16 protein-coding genes and 1 pseudogene are annotated in these 19,634 nt (G+C 75.1%); 7 read left to right on the top strand and 10 right to left on the bottom strand.

Annotated features, from left to right (window positions below):
• Positions 1–71: 71 nt before the first annotated feature.
• Entirely contained in the window at positions 72–1,274 is a 1,203-nt protein-coding gene (locus ACFY4B_RS36065; protein WP_387975020.1) for an MFS transporter, read from the bottom strand.
• A gap of 218 nt (positions 1,275–1,492) precedes the next feature.
• Entirely contained in the window at positions 1,493–1,960 is a 468-nt protein-coding gene (locus ACFY4B_RS36070; RefSeq protein ID WP_049659084.1) for a MarR family winged helix-turn-helix transcriptional regulator, read from the bottom strand.
• 327 nt (positions 1,961–2,287) lie between these two features.
• On the opposite strand from ACFY4B_RS36070, the gene ACFY4B_RS36075 reads away from it, so the two are divergent.
• From ACFY4B_RS36075 to ACFY4B_RS36085, 3 genes are all read left to right on the top strand, one after another.
• Positions 2,288–2,878, top strand: coding sequence for a lytic polysaccharide monooxygenase (locus ACFY4B_RS36075; protein ID WP_117485023.1), 591 nt, complete (start codon positions 2,288–2,290; stop codon positions 2,876–2,878).
• A 227-nt stretch (positions 2,879–3,105) separates the two neighbouring features.
• Positions 3,106–4,203: a hypothetical protein gene (locus tag ACFY4B_RS36080; RefSeq protein ID WP_049659082.1), complete on the top strand. Its 1,098-nt coding sequence runs from the start codon at positions 3,106–3,108 to the stop codon at positions 4,201–4,203.
• 230 nt (positions 4,204–4,433) lie between these two features.
• Positions 4,434–6,377 (top strand): glycerophosphodiester phosphodiesterase, encoded by a 1,944-nt coding sequence (locus ACFY4B_RS36085; RefSeq protein WP_387975023.1) that lies wholly within the window; start codon positions 4,434–4,436, stop codon positions 6,375–6,377.
• 163 nt (positions 6,378–6,540) lie between these two features.
• Here ACFY4B_RS36085 and ACFY4B_RS36090 read toward each other — a convergent pair whose 3' ends face one another.
• Entirely contained in the window at positions 6,541–8,844 is a 2,304-nt protein-coding gene (locus tag ACFY4B_RS36090; protein WP_387975026.1) for an LPXTG cell wall anchor domain-containing protein, read from the bottom strand.
• A 274-nt stretch (positions 8,845–9,118) separates the two neighbouring features.
• Here ACFY4B_RS36090 and ACFY4B_RS36095 point away from each other — a divergent pair, with 274 nt between their 5' ends.
• Positions 9,119–9,292: a hypothetical protein gene (locus ACFY4B_RS36095; RefSeq protein WP_158077773.1), complete on the top strand. Its 174-nt coding sequence runs from the start codon at positions 9,119–9,121 to the stop codon at positions 9,290–9,292.
• Positions 9,293–9,404: 112 nt separating this feature from the next.
• Here ACFY4B_RS36095 and ACFY4B_RS36100 read toward each other — a convergent pair whose 3' ends face one another.
• Positions 9,405–12,251, bottom strand: a complete 2,847-nt coding sequence (locus ACFY4B_RS36100; protein ID WP_387975029.1) for an ATP-binding protein — start codon at positions 12,249–12,251, stop codon at positions 9,405–9,407.
• 368 nt (positions 12,252–12,619) lie between these two features.
• Between ACFY4B_RS36100 and ACFY4B_RS36105 the strand changes: the two are divergent.
• Positions 12,620–12,886 (top strand): annotated as a pseudogene (locus ACFY4B_RS36105) (alpha/beta hydrolase); the annotation flags it as partial.
• A 108-nt stretch (positions 12,887–12,994) separates the two neighbouring features.
• Complete coding sequence (locus tag ACFY4B_RS36110) at positions 12,995–13,843, top strand: alpha/beta fold hydrolase (RefSeq protein WP_387975032.1); 849 nt, start codon at positions 12,995–12,997, stop codon at positions 13,841–13,843.
• Positions 13,844–13,951: 108 nt separating this feature from the next.
• Here the strand turns inward: ACFY4B_RS36110 and ACFY4B_RS36115 are convergent, their stop codons facing one another.
• The gene (locus ACFY4B_RS36115; protein WP_387975035.1) at positions 13,952–14,551 is read right to left on the bottom strand and encodes an RICIN domain-containing protein; all 600 of its coding nucleotides are present in this window, start codon (positions 14,549–14,551) and stop codon (positions 13,952–13,954) included.
• 23 nt (positions 14,552–14,574) lie between these two features.
• Positions 14,575–15,204 carry an RICIN domain-containing protein gene (locus ACFY4B_RS36120; RefSeq protein WP_387975038.1) on the bottom strand — a complete coding sequence of 210 codons (630 nt, stop codon included), beginning with the start codon at positions 15,202–15,204 and terminating at the stop codon, positions 14,575–14,577.
• 113 nt (positions 15,205–15,317) lie between these two features.
• Here ACFY4B_RS36120 and ACFY4B_RS36125 point away from each other — a divergent pair, with 113 nt between their 5' ends.
• A complete protein-coding gene (locus tag ACFY4B_RS36125) occupies positions 15,318–16,298 on the top strand; it encodes a helix-turn-helix domain-containing protein (protein ID WP_387975040.1) in 981 nt (326 codons plus the stop codon).
• A 98-nt stretch (positions 16,299–16,396) separates the two neighbouring features.
• Here ACFY4B_RS36125 and ACFY4B_RS36130 read toward each other — a convergent pair whose 3' ends face one another.
• The 4 genes from ACFY4B_RS36130 to ACFY4B_RS36145 form a co-directional block, all read right to left on the bottom strand.
• A complete protein-coding gene (locus tag ACFY4B_RS36130) occupies positions 16,397–17,569 on the bottom strand; it encodes a methyltransferase domain-containing protein (protein WP_387975043.1) in 1,173 nt (390 codons plus the stop codon).
• Between the two features lie 3 nt (positions 17,570–17,572).
• Positions 17,573–17,731, bottom strand: a complete 159-nt coding sequence (locus tag ACFY4B_RS36135; protein ID WP_387821348.1) for a hypothetical protein — start codon at positions 17,729–17,731, stop codon at positions 17,573–17,575.
• A 138-nt stretch (positions 17,732–17,869) separates the two neighbouring features.
• Complete coding sequence (locus ACFY4B_RS36140) at positions 17,870–18,712, bottom strand: helix-turn-helix domain-containing protein (RefSeq protein WP_387975046.1); 843 nt, start codon at positions 18,710–18,712, stop codon at positions 17,870–17,872.
• Positions 18,709–19,461: a DUF6879 family protein gene (locus ACFY4B_RS36145; RefSeq protein ID WP_387975049.1), complete on the bottom strand. Its 753-nt coding sequence runs from the start codon at positions 19,459–19,461 to the stop codon at positions 18,709–18,711. The genes ACFY4B_RS36140 and ACFY4B_RS36145 overlap by 4 nt, the downstream gene beginning before the upstream one ends.
• Positions 19,462–19,634 lie beyond the last annotated feature (173 nt).

The following is a 19,634-nucleotide window of genomic DNA, read 5'->3' on the forward strand; positions in this document are numbered from 1 at the left end:
TCTCCGGGGGTGGGGTGGGTTCCGGTCGGGGCGGTGGCCGGTGGTGTGTCGGTGGCCGGTGGTGTCGATGGTCAGTGCTGCAGGGCCGCGTGGCGGGGAGCCGCGCTCGTGGTGGCGGCCTCCCGGGTGCGGTCGCGGCGCTCCAGGGCGGCGGACCAGAAGGCCAGCAGCAGGGCGGCCGCGGCGAGGACGGCGCCGACCCAGTTCGGGGCGGTGTAGCCGAGGCCGGCGCTGATCACCATGCCGCCGAGCCAGGCGGCCAGCGCGTTGCCGAGGTTGAAGGCGCCGATGTTGACGGCGGAGGCCAGGGTGGGGGCGCCGTGGGCCTGGTCCAGGACCCGCTTCTGCAGCGGGGGGACGGTGGCGAAGCCGAGGGCGCCGACCAGCAGGACGGTGACGGCGGCGGCGACCTTGTTGTGGGCGGTGAGGGTGAACAGGGCGAGCACCACGGCGAGGCCGCCGAGGGTGGTGTAGAGCATCGGCATCAGCTTGCGGTCGGCGTAGCGCCCGCCGAGCAGGTTGCCGAGGAACATGCCGACGCCGAACAGGACCAGCAGCCAGGTGACGGAGCCGTCGGCGTAGCCGGCGACGTTGGTCATCATCGGGGCGATGTAGGTGATCGCGGCGAAGACCCCGCCGAAGCCGAGCACGGTCATCGCCATGGCGAGCAGCACCTGGGGGTTGCGGAAGGCGGTCAGCTCGCGGCGCAGGTGGGCGCCCTCGGCGCGGGGCATGGCGGGGACGAGCTTGGCGATGCCGAGCAGGCCGACCACGCCGAGCGCGGCGACGCCGGCGAAGGTGGTGCGCCAGCCGACGGCCTGGCCGATGTAGGTGCCCAGCGGGACGCCGACGATGTTGGCGACGGTCAGCCCGGCGAACATGGTGGCGATGGCGCCGGCCTTCTTCTGCGGGGCGACGAGGTCGGCGGCGACGACGGAGCCGATGCCGAAGAAGGCGCCGTGGGCGAGGGAGGTCACGATGCGCCCGGCGAGCATCACGGGGAAGGACGGGGCGAACGCGGAGAGCAGGTTGCCGGCCACGAACAGGCCCATCAGCAGCATGAGCATGGTCTTGCGGCTGATCCTGGTGCCGAGGACGGTCATCAGCGGCGCGCCGATGACGACGCCGAGGGCGTAGCCGGTGACCAGCAGGCCCGCGTTGGGGATGGAGACGCCGTAGTCGCCGGCGATCTGGGGCAGGAGTCCCATGATCACGAACTCGGTGGTCCCGATCCCGAATGCGCCGATGGCCAGGGCGATGAGAGCGAGAGGCATGGGCCCGAACCCTTCTGTGATTGCTTGAGCTAGCGCCTTGCGTGCCCTAACAATAGTTGCAGACGCGCGATAAGTGCAAACGCGGATAGGTGGCACGCGCCATAGGGTCGGGGTCGGGAGGCCGGAAACGCGGCCGGGCCCGGCCCGTCCGGACCGCGTGTGCGGTTCGGACGGGCCGGGCCCGGGGGAGTGGCGTGGCGGCGCGGGGCCGGCCGGGGTCAGCGGGTGGGCGCGGCGGCGTCCACGGCCTCGACGGCCTGGACCAGCGAGGCCAGCGCGGGGGTGCGGGCGGCCTCGTCGAGCGCCTCGCGCAGCGCGGCGTCGTTGGTCGGCCGGGCCTGCTCCAGGAGCCTCAGGCCGTCCTCGCTCACGTTGGTGTAGATGCCGCGGCGGTCGGTCGGACACAGGTAGCGCGACAGCAACCCGCGGTCCTCCAGTCGGGTGACCAGGCGGGTGGTGGCGCTCTGGCTGAGCACGACCGCGTCGGCGACCTGCTTCATCTGCAGGTGCCCGCCCTCGTCGTCGTGCTGGCGGCTGAGCACGTCGAGCAACGAGTACTCACGCACGCTCAGGTCGTGCTTCGCCTGCAGGGCGCGTTCGATGTGGGACTCGATCCTGCCGTGCAGGAGGGACAGGGCGCCCCAGCCGTTGGCGAGCGCGGTGAGCGCGGGGTCCGTGGCGGTCATGGGCCCCTCCTTCCGGGTATGGCTGGGTCCAGGATAAGCCATGAACAGAAATATCGGCCAGAGCTTGTATAGCGCTTGTGCAAATAATCTCCCCCGCGGTTCGGGAGCGGATGGGGCCGCGGGATGCCGGTCGGAGCCCAGTCATCACGCGGCTTTGGCGCAAATGGTTCAGACCATTGACGCGGGGGGAAGGCAGATCCTACGGTGTCGGGCAACCGGTCTGGCGCGGGCATGCCATGTCTCGGGCAGACCGCCGTGCGCACCCCCACGCGCACGCGCACGCCCCGCGCCGGGCGCACACTCCATCCACCCCCACGGAGGAGCACCATGCGCAAGCGCCACCTGATCGCCGCCGCCGCGGCCGCGATCGCCCTGCCGATCGCGGCGGCCCTGCCGGCCCAGTCGCACGGCTTCATCAACCTGCCGCCGAGCCGCTCCGCGCTCTGCGGGGCCAACGCCGTCCCGTGGGACTGCGGCGACATCCAGTGGGAGCCGCAGAGCGTCGAGGGCCCCAAGGGCTTCCCGACCCGCGGCCCGGCGGACGGCACCATCTGCGCCGGCGCGGACGCCCGCTGGGCCCCGCTGGACAACCCCCGGGGCGGCAGCTGGCCCACCACCAAGGTGACGGCGGGCCAGCAGCTCACCTTCACCTGGGAGATCGAGGCCCGGCACTCCACCAGCAGCTTCAGGTACTTCCTGACCAAGCCCGGCTACGACGCCAGCCAGCCGATCACCCGGGCCGCCCTGGACCTGACCCCGTTCCTGACCGTCCCCTACAACGGCCGCCAGCCCGCCGCCACCACCACCCACACCGCGACCCTGCCCACCGGCCGCACCGGCCACCAGGTGGTCGTCGCCGTCTGGGACGTCGCCGACACCGGCAACGCCTTCTACTCCTGCACCGACGTCCAGTTCTGACCGCTCCCCGCCCGCCCCGACGGCCCCGGCCGTCGCGTGCCCGCCGACGCCGCCGCCCGAACCCGGACGGCGCCGGCGGGCCGCCCGCCCCCCGTGCTGAAGGCCCCTCCCCGTCCGTGCTCGCGCGCCGCAGAAGCCGCAAATAGGTACATTGGCGACATTTGGCAGCAGTGCCAAGGCTCCGCGCGTCCACGCAAGAAGGCCGACCGCCTTCGGAAAGGGTCTCCATGCGCCCCGACCTCAGCCCCGCCGTCCTCGCCGAGCTGCGCCGGCCGCGGCCCTACCCGGCGGTGTCGATCCTGATGCCCACCCACCGCCGCGAGCCGGACAACACCCAGGACCCGGTCCGGCTGCGCAACCTGCTGGCCGAGGCGAAGGAACGCGTCCAGGCCGACCCGGAGGTCTCCCGCGCCGACCGGATCGACGTGCTGGAGCAGCTCGACCGGGCCCTGACGGAGGTCGACCTGGTGCACGCCGAGGACGGCCTGGCGGTCTTCGCCGCGCCCGGCGAGCACCAGGTCTGGTCACTCGGGCGCACCGCCCCCGCCCGGGTGGTCCTGTCCGACACCTTCCTCACCCGCAACCTGGTCGCCTCGCACGCCGCCGAGCGCCCGCACTGGGTGCTCGCGGTCGCCGCCGACAAGGTGGTGCTGTGGGGCGGCACCGAGGAGCGGGTCACCGAGGACAAGGGGCACGGCTTCCCGCTGACGCGCGTCTTCGACAACCCCGACCCCGAGCGGCAGGAGCAGATCGGCGACACCCCCAGCACCTTCCGCGACGAGGCGACCAAGACCTTCCTGCGCCAGGCCGACACCGAGGTGGGCAGGCTGCTGGCCGCCGCCCCCCGCCCGCTGTACGTGGTCGGCGAGGCCGCCGCGCTCGCCCTGCTGGACGCCGTCGGCCCGATCGCCAAGGAGGCCGCCGCCCAGCTGCCGCACGGCGGCCTGGCCCAGGCCGACGCGGAGACCGTCCGCAAGGTGGTCGAGCCCGCCGTGCGCGCCCACGCCGACCAGGAGGTCGCCGAGCACCTCGCCCAGCTCGACAAGGCCCGCGGCGCCCAGCAGTTCGCGGCCGGACTGGACGAGGTCTGGCAGGCCGTCGGCCAGGGCCGGATCGCCCGTCTGGTGGTCGAGGAGAACTTCCGCGCCACCGTGCGCGACGACGGCGAGCACCTCGTGCCCGCCGAGGCCGGCGAGAGCGGGGCCCGCGAGGACATCGTCGACGAGGTGATCGAGCGCGCCCTGGACACCGGCGGAAAGGTCGGCTTCGTCCCCGACGACACCCTCGCCGACGCCGGCCGGATCGCCGCCGTCCTGCGCTACTGACCCGCCTCCGAGCCGCCCCTCCGACCTCCCCGCAGCCGCCCGTCCGGTCACCACCCGACGGGCGGCTGCGGCGCACCCGGCCCCGCCGCGCACCCGCCGCGCTCGTACGGAAACGAACCGGCCAACCGGCGCACGGAATCCGCCATCTTCGCGCACCGCACGTGCAACGGCCACGAACGGTTCCCGGAATCGTGGCGCCCGGTTCGGCAATCGCCCCTAACCTGCGGCGCATGACACAGAGTCACCGCCCCCGCTCGGCCCGCCGCACCGGCCTGCTCGCCGCCGCCGTCGCCGCCTCGCTCGGCCTCACCGCCGTCGCCCTGAACGTCCCCAGCGCCGTCTCCGCCGAAGCCGCCCCCGCGGCCGCCGCGGCCGGCGCCGCCCCGGCCCCCGGCGAGGTCGTCCTCGACGAGCACTTCTCCGGCCCCGCCCTGCCGGCCGGCTTCACCGCCGTCGAGGGCGACTGGAAGGTCGAGGGCGGCCGCCTGGTCGGCACCTCCGCCAACTCCGGGCAGCAGAGCCGGATCACCTTCGGCCGCCACCTGGACGACTTCCGCATCGAGGCCACCGCCCGCTTCGAGAGCGTCCAGGACAACGCCCGCTGGACCGCCCTCGGCCTGGACGTCCCCGCGTCCGGCGTCACCCCCTGGTCGATCGCCACCATGCGCACCGGCACCACCGCCGCCAACGGCCTGGAATTCGCCCAGCGCACCCCCGCCAACGTCTGGAACGTCACCAACACCGCCGCGGCCCCCACCGCCGCCGGCACCGGCCGCGACGTGCGCATCGCCGTCGAGGTCCACGGCACCACCGCCCTCTGGATATTCGACGGCAAGGAGGCCCTGCGCACCACCCTGGTCACCCGCAGCGCCGACGGCGGCCAGGCCCTGGTGGTCAACGGCTCCACGGTCTCCTTCGACGACCTCAAGGTCACCGCGCTCGCCCCCGGCGGCTGGCTGCGCCCGGCCGGCGCGCCGCTGACCGTCTTCGCCCACCGCGGCGCCTCCTCCGCCGCCCCCGAGAACACCCTGCTCTCCGACGAGATCGCCCGCCGCGGCGGCGCCGAGTGGATCGAGAACGACGTCCAGCCCAGCAAGGACGGCGTCCCCTACGTCCTGCACGACGACACCGTCGACCGCACCACCAACGGCAAGGGCCGCATCCGCGACCTGACCGCCGCCCAGATCGACTCCCTGGACGCCGGCTCCTGGTTCGGCCCCGCCTACGCCGGCGCCCGCGTCCCCACCCTGGCCGCCCAGCTGGAGGACCTGCGCACCCGCGGCGGCAACCTGCTGCTGGAGATCAAGGGCCAGCACAGCCGCGACGAGGTCGCCCGGATCGTCAAGGAGGTCCGCGACCACGGCATGACCGGCCGGGTCTTCGTCCAGAGCTTCGAGGTCGACGCCCTGCGCTATACCCGCGAGCTGGCCCCCGAGCTGCCGCTCGGCCTGCTGCGCGGCGACTTCGACGCCGACCCGGTGGCGGTCGCCAGGGACCTCGGCCTGTCCGCCTACAACCCGTCCGACGCCGGCCTCGCCGCGCGCCCGAACGTGGTGAAGGACCTGCACGCGGCCGGCGTCGCGGTCAACGTCTGGACGGTCGACTCGGCCGCCCGCTGGAAGGCCCTGGACGCCGCCGGCGTCGACGGCGTCATCACCAACCGCCCGGCGGAGCTCGCCGGTTGGAACAGCGCCTGGCTCCAGGGCGGCGCCCCCGTCCGGCCCGCCGCGCCCACCGTGGCGATCACCTCCCCGGCCGCCGGCGCCACCCTGGACCGCGCCGCGCGGCCGGTGACCGCCGTCCAGTCCACCGGCGCCGACACCGTCCGCCTCACCCTGGACGGCAAGGAGCTGGCGCCCGGCACCGCCCTGGACGCCACCGCCCTCCCGCTCGGCGGGCACACCCTGCGCGCCGAGGCCACCGGCCCCGGCGGCCGCGCCGAGACCACCACCGGGTTCACCGTCGCCGCCACCCCCACCGGCCTGGCCGCCCTGGTGCTGACCTCCGGCGCCGACCGCAACGCCGTCGCCACCCTGACCACGATGCTCGGCCAGGGCCAGTACCGGCCGCTCGCCGCCTGGGCCGAGGACCAGGCCGGCCGCGGCGTCGTCGCCGACCGGGCCGGCCTGATCGCCGCCGACGCCCGCGCCCTGGACACCGCCCCGCGCGGCTGACCGGCGCCCCGGCCCCGTACCGCCGGCCCCGCAGCGCCCCCGTCGGCGGTGCGGGGCCGCGGCGTGCCCGGTGGCGGACGACAGCACGGGGCCGCGCCCACGCGGGGGGCGTGGGCGCGGCCGTGGGGTCGTGCGGGTGCGGGTGCGGGTGCGGGTGCGGGGCTCAGCGGGTGCGGCGGCTCCTGCGCAGCAGGAGCAGGCCCGCCGCGACGGCGCCGAGCGCGGCGAGGCCGACGAAGGGCAGGACCGTGGCCGCGTTGCTCCCGGTCTCGGGCAGCTGGCCGCCGTGGCCGGGCGGCGGAGTGTGGGTCGGGCTCGGGCTCGGCTGCGGCGAGGTCGTCGGGCCGGGGCTCGGCGAGGACGTCGGGCTCGGGCTGGGCGACGGGCTCGGCGACGGGCTCGGGCTGGGCACGGTGACCGGGACCTCGGTGCGGCAGCGCGCGTCGGTCGAGCCCTGCGCGCAGTTGTTCGCGTAGGTGGTGGAGGTGACGGCGTTGCGCAGCACGGCGTCGGCGGTCAGCGTGGAGCGCACGGTGACGGAGTAGGTGATGGTCGCGGTGGCCCCGACCGGCAGGTCCCCGCTCCAGGTCAGCGTGGTGCCGGAGACCTGGACCTGGCCGCGGTCGGCGGCGGCGTCGTTGTCGTAGGCGGCGGAGTTCAGCACGCCCGACAGGTCGTCGGTGAGGGTGACGCCGGGGGCGTCGACCTGGCTGGTGTTGGTGACCTGGATCCGGTAGCGGACGGTGTCACCGGGCTTGGCGGTGGTGGGGGTGGCCGTCTTGAGGACGGTGTAGCCGGGCACCGCGGCCACGGTGTTGCGCACGGTGTTGCTGGTGCGCTCCTGGGCCCGCCGGGTCTGGCTGCCCTCGAAGCGCAGGGTGGCGGTGTCGTCGAGGTGGGTGCCGACGGCGGTCGAGGCGTCGACGGTCACCTGGAAGGCGACGTTGGCCTCGGCGCCCGGGGGCAGGTCGGGGACGGTGCAGGTGACGGTCTGCCCACTGGCCTGGCAGGCCGGGTTGGAGGCGGGGACGAAGGTGGTGCCCGCCGGGATCGTGTCGGTCAGGGTGACGCCGGTCGCGGTGTCGAGGTCCGTGCTGCTGCCGTCCTGGCGGCGGTTGGCCACCGAGAAGGTGTAGGTGATGGTCTCGCCGGGGCCGACCAGGCCGGGCGGGTTGTCGTCGGGGCTGCCGGGCGGGGTGTTGGCCTTGGTGATCCGCAGGTCGGGTTCGAGGGCGTCGAGGGCGAGCCAGGCGGCCTGCGGCTCCAGGGCGTCGCCGGCGCCGCTGATCCGGACCAGGGCCTGCTCGCTGCCGGCCGGGATCTTGCCGGTGACGTCGATCATCCGGGCGTCGTAGCCGTAGTTGTTGACCGGGTCGGGGTCGCGGGTGGTGATGTTGGTGCCGGTGCCGTCCGCGGCGACGTGGTCGATCCGGCTGGTGAACGCGTTGTCGGTGCCGACCCCGTTGGGGCCGGGCATCGGCAGGAGGGTCAGGTTCTCCGGCGTGGAGCCGACCGCCAGGGTGTCCCCGGCGATCGGCGCGTCGCCGTCGCCCACGGTGATCCCCATGGTGGCCCGCGGGGCCGTGGTGGCGGGGGTGCGGATGCCGCCGAGCGTCAGCGTGGTCGAGTTGTCGGGGTCGCGCAGCAGCTGGTAGCCGTCCCAGACCTGGAGGTAGCGCAGCGGCTCGGCCTGGTCCTCGTACGCGACGACCAGCGACCAGCCGCCCCAGCAGCCGACGTTGTTGCCGCCGTAGTTCTGCGCGGAGGAGCGGCCGGCGCACGCCTGGATGTCGGCGACGGTGTAGCTGCCCGGGCCGGCGGCCCGGACCTCGGCCGTCACGTCCTTGACCGCCCCGCCGGCCAGCAGGGGCTCCGGCGGGTTCCCGCCGACCTTCTGGTCGAACCAGTCGTAGGTGTCCGCGGTGACCTGCTGGTAGCCGCTCGCGCCCGGGACCTTCCAGGACACCTGGTTGCCCTTGTTGATGTCCCCGGAGGTGCCGCCCGCGGTGCTGGTGTTGGTCGGGTTGAACTGCCAGTACAGCCGGGCGGACAGCACGTTCGCCCCGGCCGGCAGCAGCAGCTGCGCGGAGGCGGCGTTGGGGCCCGGGGCGTTCGGGTCGACCTTGATGAACTTGGTCCGGCCGTTGTTCGAGCCCTCGGTGTCCGAGCAGACCGTGCCGTCGCTGTCGTCGCAGGTCAGCACCGAGTTGGAGGCCATCGTGAGGTTGCCGTGCGCCAGCAGGTCGACCACCGGGTCCGGGCCGATCGGACGCTGCGTCCCGGCCCCGCGCGGCTTCGGCGCGGCGGCCTTGACCGCCGGTTTCGCGGCCGCCCGGGCGTGCCCGGTGTGCGGCGCCCCCGCGGCGAGCGGCGGCGCCAGGGCCGCGGCGCCCGCACCGAGCACCACCGCCAGCAGCGCGGACAGGACGTGCGGTGGACGCGGCCGCAGCCGTCGGACAGGTGACACGGGAACCTCGCTGTCGGGAGGCGACACGGACAGCAGAACCTCGTACCTGCGCCGGCGGGAATCGAAGCCTGACGGGTGGTTTCTTCACCCGCCCGGGTCAGCACCGGTGGCCGGACGGCCCGGGGTGTGCCGTCCGCCGGTCCGGGGGAGCGGTGGGTACCCAGGATTCGGTACGGGGGATTGGGTAGCGGTACGCATTGTTCCCGCCCCGGCCCAGCCGGTTTCCTGGAACCCGCCCAAGCCGACGACCCCTCACCCCCCGGAGGTCGCCCCCATGACCCGTCGCGAACGCCTGCGGCTCTACGCCGACGCGCACTTCACCGCCCCGGACCCCGGACTGGTCCTGCCCGCCCGCCGCAGCGGCAGCGGCCTGCGCCGCCCGGGCCTGGCCCGCCTGGCCCGGCTCTCCCGACTCGTCGAGCGCGCCGGCCACCACCGGCACGGCTGACCGGCCACCCACCCACCACCGGCACGGCCGACCGTCCACCCACCCACCGGCACGGCCGACACCACGGACAGGGTCCCGCCTCTTGAGGGAGCGGGCGGGACCCCCTTTTTCCTCAGGAGGCCCCGTCCTCCGCGGCCAGCGCCTCGCCCAGCCCCGCCCGGCCCACCCCCAGCTTGCGCAGCGCGCTCGCCACGTGGTGCTCGACCGTACGGGTCGACAGGAACAGCGCCCGGGCGATGTCCTGGTTCGCCGCGCCCTGCGCCGCCAGCGCCGCGACCTGCCGCTCGCGCGGCGACAGCCGCTCGCCGTAGCCGCGCCGCCCCGGCGAGGCCGCCCGCCCCAGGCCCAGCTCGCGCCGCAGCCGCTGGCAGCGGGCCGCGTCCCAGGCCGCGCCCAGCGCCAGGTAGGCCCGCTCGGCGGCGCCGATCAGCTCCCCGGCCGCCACCCGGTCGACCCCCGCCGACACCGCGGCGGCCCGCTCCTGGGCCCGCGCCGCCTCGTACGGGCGCCCGATCTCCCGCCACAGCCCGGCGCAGCGGACGAACTCCGCGCCCGCGCCCGCCGGGTCGCCCCCGTCGGCCAGCAGCAGGCCCCGGGCGAAGGCCAGCGCCGCCAGGGGGGCCGGCGCGTCCCGGCCCTCCAGGCCCGCCCCCGCCTGCCCGGCCAGCTCCGCCGCGCCCGCCCGGTCGCCCCCGGCCAGCAGCACCTCCACCGCCACCGGCAGCAGCTCCGCCGCCCGCGGCCAGGCCCCCGCCGCGCGCAGGGTGTCCAGCGCCGGCGCGACCACCGCCGCCGCCCGCGCGACGTCGCCCTCCGCCAGCAGCAGCGCCGCCGGCCCGGCCGCCACCCGCAGCGCCCCGGTCACCTGCGACTCCCGCTCCCCGTACGGCTCCGCCTCCGCGAACCGGGCGTACGCCACCGCGAGCTGCCCGCGCGCCGCCGCCAGCCGGCCCAGCAGCAGCGCCTGCTCGATGCCGGCCATCGCGAGGTCCGGGAACTCGGCGCCCAGCGCCGCCAGCCGCTCCTCCAGCCCCTCCCACCGCCCGGCCAGCCCGTCCAGCCGCGCCAGCGCGATCCGGCTGTAGCACTCCAGGTACGGGATCGCCGCCTGCCGGGCCAGCCGCCGGCTCTCCTCCAACAGCCGCGCGGCCCGCCGGTCATGGCCCAGCTCGACGGCGATCTCGCCCACGTTGTACAGCGCCCGGGTGGTCTGCCGGACGATCTCCGGCCGCTCCGAGCTGCGCGGCAGCGCCTCCAGCCGCTCCCACACCGACGGGTCGCCCTCGCGGGCCAGGAAGGTCAGCCGGGTGGCCCGTACGGCCGCCGCCACCTCCTCGTCCGGGCTCGCCGCCAGGACCCGCTCGGCCCGCTCCAGCCACTGCCAGGCGCGCTCGCCGGCGCCGTCGCGCTCGTTCATGGCCAGCGCCACCATCGCCCGGGCCGCCCGGTCCGGGCGCTGCTCCAGCTCCTCCAGGGACTCCTCGATCCGGTCGAAACCGGCCCGGTCCCCGCCGTGCACGGCCATCAGGAAGCCCAGCGACAGCCGGATCTCGCCCCGGTCGGGCACAGGCAGCCGCGGATCGGCGATGATCGCGGTCAGCGTCGCGGCGCTCGCCAGCGAGTCCACCCCGTCGGCGGCGATCCGCGCCAGCGCCAGCGCCGCCCGCCCGCGCCGGCGCGGGTCCAGGTCCGGCTCGTCCAGCAGCCGGCGCAGCAGAGGCCCGGCACTGCCGCTGTCCCCGAGCGCCACCGCCTGGTCGGCGGCGGCCTCCGCCACCTCCTGCCAGGCCGCCCGATCGCCCAGCGCCAGGGTGTGATGGGCGATCTGCACCAGCGGCCTCGGCTCGCGCGCGCCCAGCGCCGCCACCGCGCGCCGGTGCAGGGCGCCGCGCCGCGGCCCCGGCAGCCGCCGGTAGGCCACCTGCTGCGCCAGGACGTGCCGGAAGCCGTACCGGGCCAGCGGCTTCTCGTTGAGCACCGCCGCCCGCAGCGCCTCGGTCAGGCCGTCCGCCGCGGCCTGTGCGTCGAGGCCGGCCACGGCGGCGAGCAGCTCCTCCCCGGCCGGCACGCCGAGCACCGCGGCCGCGCAGGCGATCGCGGCCGCGTCCGGGGACAGCACGGCCAGCCGCTCGGTGACGGCGTCGCGCAGGCCGCGCGGCACCTCGGACTGCTCCAGGTCGGCGGCCAGGTCCGCGGCGGTGGTCAGCGCGTCGGCGCCGCGCCGCTCGCCCAGCGTGATCAGGTCCTCCTCGGCGACCAGCGGCAGGCCCTCGCTGCGCTCGAACAGCACCCGGGTGAGGGCCGCGGTCGCGCGCGGGCCGAGCGCGGCCCGCGCCAGTTCGTGCACCTCGGCCTCGGCGAGCGGGGACAGCCGCAGCAGCGCGCCGCCCACCCCGGCCGGGCGCCGGTAGGCGGCGCCGAGCACGGGGGTGTCCGGCGGAAGGTCCTCGGCCCGGTAGGTGAGCACCAGGGCCAGGCCGGGCGGCACGTCCCGGGCCAGCAGCAGGAGCAGCTCGCGGGTCGCGTCGTCCACCCAGTGCAGGTCCTCGACGACCAGGACGGTCTCGCCGAGCGCGCCCAGCAGCGCCCGCACCGCCTGGACCAGCAGCCGCAGCCCCGGCGGGCCCTCGCCGGGGGCGCCCGGGGGAGGGGGCGGGAGCCGGTCGGCGAGGTCCGGCAGCAGCGGGCGCAGCGCCCCGGCACTGGCCGGGATGCGGTCCGCAGGCGGCAGGAACGGGCCGACGCCGCGCAGCGCGTCCACCACCGGGCCGAAGGGCAGCGGCTCGCGCAGCGGGTGGCAGAAGCCGGTCAGCACCCGGCGGCCCGCGGCGGCGGCCCGGGCCGCGGCCTCGGCCACCAGGCGGGACTTGCCCAGGCCGGCCTCGCCCTCGATCAGGACGACGGCGGGCGGGCGGAGCATGGAGTCGGTGAGACGGTCCAGTTCAGGTTGACGTCCCACGAACGCGAATCCGGCGCCGGGCGATCCCGGCTCGACCGGCCGGCTCACGGCCGTCCGGCGGGTTCACGTGCGCGGCGCTCGCCGAGGAGGGGTGCGAAGGCCATGGGCACATCATGCCGTGGCCGCGCCCGGGGCTCGCCGCCGGGGCGCCGTCGCCGCCGCCTGCCTCCCACCCCGGCCCCCACCCGCAACCCAGGCCCCCTCACCCCCACCCGGTCCCGTCCGGCCCGCTCCGGCGGGGCCCCGGGCGCCACCCGTGCCCCGGCCGTCCCGGGCGCCGCCCACGGCACCCGGCGGCGGTCCGGTACGTTGGCGAACCGTCAGTTCATGGTCCCGGACGGCATGTTCGCAAAGGCGGAGGAACCGGAATGATCGACAGGCGCACCTTCACCAGGGCCGTCGGACTCGGCGCGGGCACCACCGCGCTGTCCCTGGCCGCCCTGCCACCGGCCGCCGGGGCCGCCGGGGTTGCCGCCCCCGCTGGTCCGGCCGGGTCCCCCGTGCCCGGCCGGACCGGCTTCTCCCGCCTGGCCCGGGTCCGGGCAGGCGTGCTCGATGTCGGCTACGCCGAGGACGGGCCGGCCGACGGCCCCGCCGTGATCTGCCTGCACGGCTGGCCGTACGACATCCACAGTTAGGGCCTGTCTTCAAACTCGCGTCTGCGGGGCGACGCCGGGGCACGCACCTCGCCGCGTTGTCGTCGGTCGCCAATGCTCCGCAGTGGCTCCCTCCTCCGCCTTGCGATGCACGCACCCCATCGCCGCCCCGCCCGCCCTCCGGGCGAACGACGGGAGTTTGAAGACAGGCCCTACATCGACGTCGCCCCGCTGCTCGCCGCCCGGGGCCACCGCGTGATCGTCCCCTACCTGCGCGGCCACGGCAGCACCCGCTTCCTGTCCGACCGCACGGTGCGCAACGCCCAGCAGTCCGCCGTCGCCCTCGACGTGCTCGCCCTGATGGACGCGCTGGGCATCCGGCGGGCCGTGCTGGCCGGCTTCGACTGGGGCTCGCGCACCGCCGACATCATCGCCGCGCTGTGGCCCGAGCGGGTCAGGGCCCTGGTCTCGGTCGGCGGCTACCTGATCACCGACGTCGAGGCGCAGAAGGAGCCGCTGGCACCCGCCGCCGAGCACACCTGGTGGTACCAGTTCTACTTCGCCACCGAACGCGGGCGCCTCGCCATGGAGGACCGGGACAGGCGCCGCGAGCTGTGCCGCCTGGTGTGGCGGCAGGTCTCGCCGACCTGGGCCTTCGACGACGCCGTCTTCGAGCGCACCGCCGCCGCCTTCGACAACCCCGACTACGCGGCGGTCGTCATCCACAACTACCGCTGGCGCCTGGGCCTGGCCGACGGCGAGCGCCGCTACGACGAGCTGGAGCACCGGCTCGCCGCCCGCCCCCGGATCGCCGTACCCACCGTCACCCTCGACCCCGGCCGCGACCCCTTCACCGCCCCCGGCGACGGCGCCTCCTACCGCGACCTCTTCACCGGGCCGTACCTCCACCGCACCCTGCCCGAGGCCGGCCACAACGTCCCCCAGGAGGCACCCGAGGCCTTCGCCCGGGCCGTCCTGGACGCCGACCGCCTCTGACGGCGAACGGACGGGTGGCCGTCCGGGCCGCGTCGGGCAGGGTCTCGCGGCTTCGTGGGGGAGAAGCCGCGAGACCCGGTCACCGGCGGCCGTCCGGTCGTCCGGCCGTCAACCGGACGTCGTCCACCGCTGCTCGGAGCCGCCGGTGCAGGGCCACTGGACGACCGGGGCGCCCGGCGTCGTGCTCGAACCGCCGACCGCGGCGCACAGGCCGCTCGCCCGGTTGCTGATCTGCGCGAAGCCCGTGTCCGGGTTCGAGCCGAAGTACCAGGTCTGCTCCGGCCCCTTGTCGCAGCCGTACTGGATCAGCTGGACGCCGGCGTTCGGTGAACTCGCCGGATCGGCCAGGCACTTGCCGCTGTTCTTGTTCACGATCTCGTAGCCGCCACCGGAGTTCGGCATCGGGTAGAGGCCCCAGTACTGCTCGGCGCCGCCGTAGCAGGACCACTGGATGATCCCGGCCCCGCCCGCCGTGCTCCCGGCCCCGACCGACAGGCAGTGCTGGCTGTTGTAGTTCCAGAGCTCCACGATCTCCCCGTCCCTGACCGAGGGGGACGAGGCCGCGCCGCCCTGCCCCGTCGTGGTCGGCGCCGACGCCGAGGCCGGCGTCGCCCCGACGGCGAACGCGAGCGCGGCGAGGAGCCCGAGGGTCCCCGTGCCGAGCCTCGTCCGGGGGCGGGCCGCTGTGCTGTGGCCACTGGTTGGCATGGGTGGTCTCCTCCGGGTCGGCGTCACGCGGTGCGGATGTCCCACCACTGCTGGGACTGGAAGTTCTTGACCCACAGCTGGGTCTGGGCGCCGTTGCCGGCGACGTTGATGTCGCGGTCCAGCACGGTGTTGTTGCCGTTGTTGTAGCGGACGTTGTAGATGGCCAGGTCCCCGGACGGGTGGTACCACTTCTGCTGGGTGGTGCCGTTGCACTGCCACAGCTGCACCCGGGTGCCGTTGCCGCCGCCGCCGTTGGTGTCGGCGTCCAGGCACATGCCCGGGAACCGCACGTTCTCCAGGCTGCCGTCGGTGGACAGGAACCACTCCTGCTGGGCGGTGCCGTTGCACCCCCACACCTGCACCCGGGTGCCGTTGCCGCCGTTGGTGGCGTCGGCGTCCAGGCACTGGCCGGTGGTCCCCCGGTACAGGCTGTAGATCCGGACGTAGAGGCCGGCGGTGAGCGCGCCGGCCTGGGTGCCCGCCTGGGTGCCGGCCTGGGTGCCGGGCGCCTGGCCCTGGCTCCAGGCCACGTGACCGGCACCACCGGTACCACCGGCGGACCCGGCGCCCTGGGCGGACGCCGCGCCCGTGGCGCCGACGACGAGGGCCGCCGTGGCGACGGCGACGGCGGCCAGCTTCTTGTGAACGATCACGGGTCCTGTTCCTCTCGGGGCTGGACTGTGCGGTGAATCCAGCAAACGCCAAGCCGATCGACCGATCGAATGATTCGATTTCTTTCGAAGGGGCTGGCGAAGGGGGAGCGCTCGTGATCCGGATCCGCCTGGGGGCCCGGGGGTTGGGGGGCGTCAGGTTCGCGGTCTCACCGGTGGGCGCGGCGAAGGACCTGCTGCGCCTCGTCGGCTTCAGCCCGGGCACACTCACCCCGCAGTGGCGGGCCAGGGCGACGGAGGCGCTGTCCCGCAACCGGCTGGGGCTGCTGGCCGTGGTCGGCGGCGGCGGTCCGCTCGGGTACGCGCCGGACTTCATCCGGCCGGAGCCCCCGGCGTTCCTGACCGACATCGACACGGCGCTGCACCAGATCGCGACGACCCCGCGGGAACGGGTCCACTACGAACTGGCGGGGGCCGTCAACGGGCACGCGTGGGACCGGGGTTCAGGCCACCCGCCGCCGCGGCAGCTGCTGCGGGCCCTGGAGCGGGGGGAGGAGTACGTCGCGCGCCGCCTCGCCGACGAGATGGCGCGGTTCTGGCACGGGGCACTGGCGACGTCGTGGCCGGGGATCCGGGCCAGGCTGGAGGCCGACGTCACCGCGCGGGCGTCGGAGATCGCCCGGTCCGGGCTCGCCGAGGCGCTCAACCACCTGGCGCCGAACCTGGAGTGGCGCGAGGGCGAGCTGATCGTGCACCTGCGGACGGGCAGCATCCACCGGCTGACGGTGGACGCGGACGGGGTGATCCTGACGCCGAGCGTCTTCGTCGACTGGGCGCTGTTCTGCGCGGGCGAGCCGCCCGGCGTGCCGGCCCCGCGCACCCCGCTGATCGTCTACCCGGCCGGGCCGGTGGACTGCCTGGCACCGGAGCGGGACCACCCGCTGATCGGCGCGATGCGGCGCAGGCTGCTGGCGGAGCTGAGCCAGCCGCGCTCCACGACGGAGCTCGCGCAGCGGCTGTACCTGAGCCCGGCCACGGCCTCGTACCACCTGCAGATCCTCCACCGGGCCGGCCTCGTGAGCCGCACCCGGCAGTCCCGGCAGGTCCTCTACCAGCGGCTCGGCGGAGCGGTGTAGACGTACGCCCGGTCGCGCCCCCGCCCGGTCGCGCCCCCCGCCCGGGGGAGGGCGGGGGCGCGGAGTGGGAAGTCGGCCGGGCCGACTTCCCACTCCGGTCAGTGCGGCGCCGGCACGGGGTTGTCCGGCCTGTCCAGCCACACCGTCTGCCCCTCGGGCGTGGCGGTGAGCCCGAACCGCTCGAAGCCGGGCTGCCCCCGGCGACGCCACCAGCGCCAGGCCGCCTCCACCTCGTCCCACAGGCCGCGGGGTCCGGACTGCACCACCTCGTAGGCGGTCCGGCCGGGCTCCCAGTCGGCGGTGGCCCAGGACGTGACGGCCGTGTCGTGGAGCCACAGCGTGTACGTGCCGTCGGCGTACCGCTCGGTCAGCGGGAACGCGCCGGGCACCTGCACGCCGATGGCGAACATCGCCGGCCACCCGCCGACGGCGTCGGGGGAGAGGGCCGTCGACGAGACCGCCCCGTCGGCCGGCCACGGCCCGGACAGGTACTCCAGGCTGCCGGGCCGAACGGTCCGCTGCCGGCGCAGCCGCATGAAGGCGGACGACCTGACGAACCGGCCGCTCGCCGTGCCGTCGTCGCCGACCGTGAGCCGGACGACGGCCTCCCCGCCGTACTCGGGCGCCCACGGGGCGACGATCACGGCGCCGGGCCGGGACTGCTCGATCCAGGCGTACGGAATCCGGTGGACCGAACAGGTGGCGATCACCCGGTCGAACGGCGGGCCGTCGGCGAAGCCCTCCGAGCCGTCGCCCACCACGAGCCGGGGCCGGTACCCGGCGCGGGCGAGCCGGTGCCGTGCGGCGGCCGCGCTGTCCTCGTCCACCTCGACCGAGACGACGTTCCCGGCCCCCGCGCGGTGGGAGAGCAGAGCGGCGTTCCACCCGGTGCCGGTGCCGATCTCCAGCACCCGGTCGCCGTCCGCCAAGCCCAGGGCGGCGAGCATGGAGAACACCATGGTCGGCATGGAACTGGACGAGGTGGGCACGGTGCCCCGGTCGAACCCGCTGTGCTCGCCGTCGTCCCACTGCGTGGTGAGCGGCGCGTCGGAGTAGACGGCGCCCAACCACCCGTCCGGATCGGCGAAGCGGTGCACGGACTCGCCCTGGCGCACCCCGTCCGCCCGGCCCGGCCAGATCAGGTCAGGGACGAACCAGTGGCGCGGAACGGCGTGGTACGACGCCAGCCAGTCGGGGGCGAGGGACCCGTTCGCGATGAGCGCGGAGGCCAGCCTGGCCCGGCCGGCCTCCGCTTCGTGCCGGTCGCTCACGCGTCAGTGCCCGGACGTCGGGCCGCTGCCGTCCGAGGTGTTCCCGCCCTCGTCGCTGCCGCCGCCACCGTGCTTGTTGCCGCTGCTGGAGTCGTCCTGCTGACCGCCGCCCTGGCCGTTGCCCTGGCCGCCACCGTGCTTGCCACCGTCGAACTCGGGCATGCGCTTCCCCTTTTTGCTGTCGGTCGACTCCCGTGCCGCTCACGGGTGTCAGTGAGCACGTTAGGCGTGTCCGATGCGAGGGCGGGCGCGTGATTCTCGGGTATTCGAGCCGCTGGGAGCGGAGTTCGCGGGGATTCCTCACCCGTCCCCGAGAGCCCGGCGGCACCGCGCGATGACCCGGTGGGCGTCGGCGCCGTAGACGGCGGAGCCGGCCAGCGTGTCCCAGACGCGCCGGTACAGCGCCACGTTGTCCGGCTGGTCGAGCCAGAGTTCGGCGTGCCAGTCCTCGACGATGACGAGCCGGTCGTCGTGGATCCAGAAGCCGTTGGCCGGCGGCAAGGTGAGCGAGGCCTCGAACGGGACGATGCCCAGGGAGACGGTGTCCAGCCCGATCACGCCGCTGAGCCGGTCGAGTTGGGCGGCCATCACGGCCGGGGGGCAGATCAGACCGCGCAGCGCGGATTCCCACATGACGATGTGGTACTTCCGGCCCGGCCGGTACAGGCTCTCCTGCCTCTGGACGCGGGCGCGTACGGCTTCCTCGACGTCGCGCGGTGACCGGTGGAGGTCGACGAAGGCGCTGAAGACGTGCCGGGCGTAGTCGGGTGTCTGGAGCAGGCCGACGATCGTGGAGTTCTGCCATGCGCGCATGACCGTCGAGCGGTCGTGCTCGGCGGTCAGCGTGTCCTGCACCGGCTTGTGCCCGGCGGCCAACTGCCGCCGCCAGGAGCGGGTTCCTGACTCGAAGGCGCGCAGCCTCGCCGACAGCTCGGCCGCCGCCCGGGGCTGCCCGACGCCTTCGGCCCACGCCTTGAGGTCGTCGTGGGTGGCCGTCTGCCGGCCGGTCTCCAGCTTGCTGACCTTGGACTGCGTCCAGCCCAGCCGGTCGGCCAGTTGCCGACCAGTGAGACCGCCCTCGGCGCGCAGCTCACGGAGCCGCAGGCCGAGGGCGGTTCTGGCGTGCTGGAAGTCGGTGCTCACATGCCGGACGGTACCCCAGCGGCGAACTCGCGGTGCGGGGTGGCGTAGTGCCAGGCGGCGTCCCGCTCCTGGCAGGCGCGGGCCACCTTCACCGGGTCGGTGATCACCTCGATCTCGGTGATGTCGTCCTCGGCGTCGAAGTGCAGCAGGGCGAGGTAGCGAGAGTCGAACAGCCAGGCGTCCTCCGCCGGGAGGCCGAGCCGCTCGGCGTCGGCGCGCCAGAGGTAGCGGATGTCCTCGCCGACCAGGCCGTTCCGCTCGGAGTTGTTGAGCAGGTACCGCTGCCCGACGGTGGGCGGGTTGTCCATGATGCGCACCCGCTCGAACCGCTTGCCCAGGTCCGTCTGCTCGCGGCGCGTGCGGCACCAGGGGTGGTCCAGGTCCCACGCGGGGGCCTGTCCGGCCACGAACTGCCGGTAGGTCTCGGACTCCTCGTCCGACCGGTAGCGGCGGCGGGTCTCCAGCCGGAAGGCCGTGTGCTGGAAGGTCGTGAACATCTCCTCGAACTCGTCGTAGCCGACCAGCACGCGTTCGCGGTCCACGTCGCGCGGCGCGAAGTCGGCGAGCAGCGTGCGCGGCACGGTCACGAATCCCTCGCCGGGCTTGACGGCGCGGAGTTGGGCGATCTCGTCGGGATCGGTCACCAGGTCTCCCTGCACGATCACCTCCCCGGTGTCCGCGTCCTCGTAGAGCGTCGGGCATCCGTTGTTGTCCGAGGTGCTCCCGATGTACCGCAGTCGTCGGCTCATGGCCACTCCCCTCGAAGTCGATCAGGCTGACTCAGGATGCCCGGAGGATCACGTGGAGTGAGTGATGATTCTCGAATATTCTCCTGCGGTGGGCGGTTGGTGTGGTGCTCCCTCGCGCCTGCCGGGCCCGTGACGCCGCCTGGCACCACGCGGTGCGCTACGCGGAGTTCCGG

It is taken from the genome of Kitasatospora sp. NPDC001261 (assembly GCF_042896795.1).
Taxonomy (GTDB): Bacteria; Actinomycetota; Actinomycetes; order Streptomycetales; family Streptomycetaceae; genus Kitasatospora.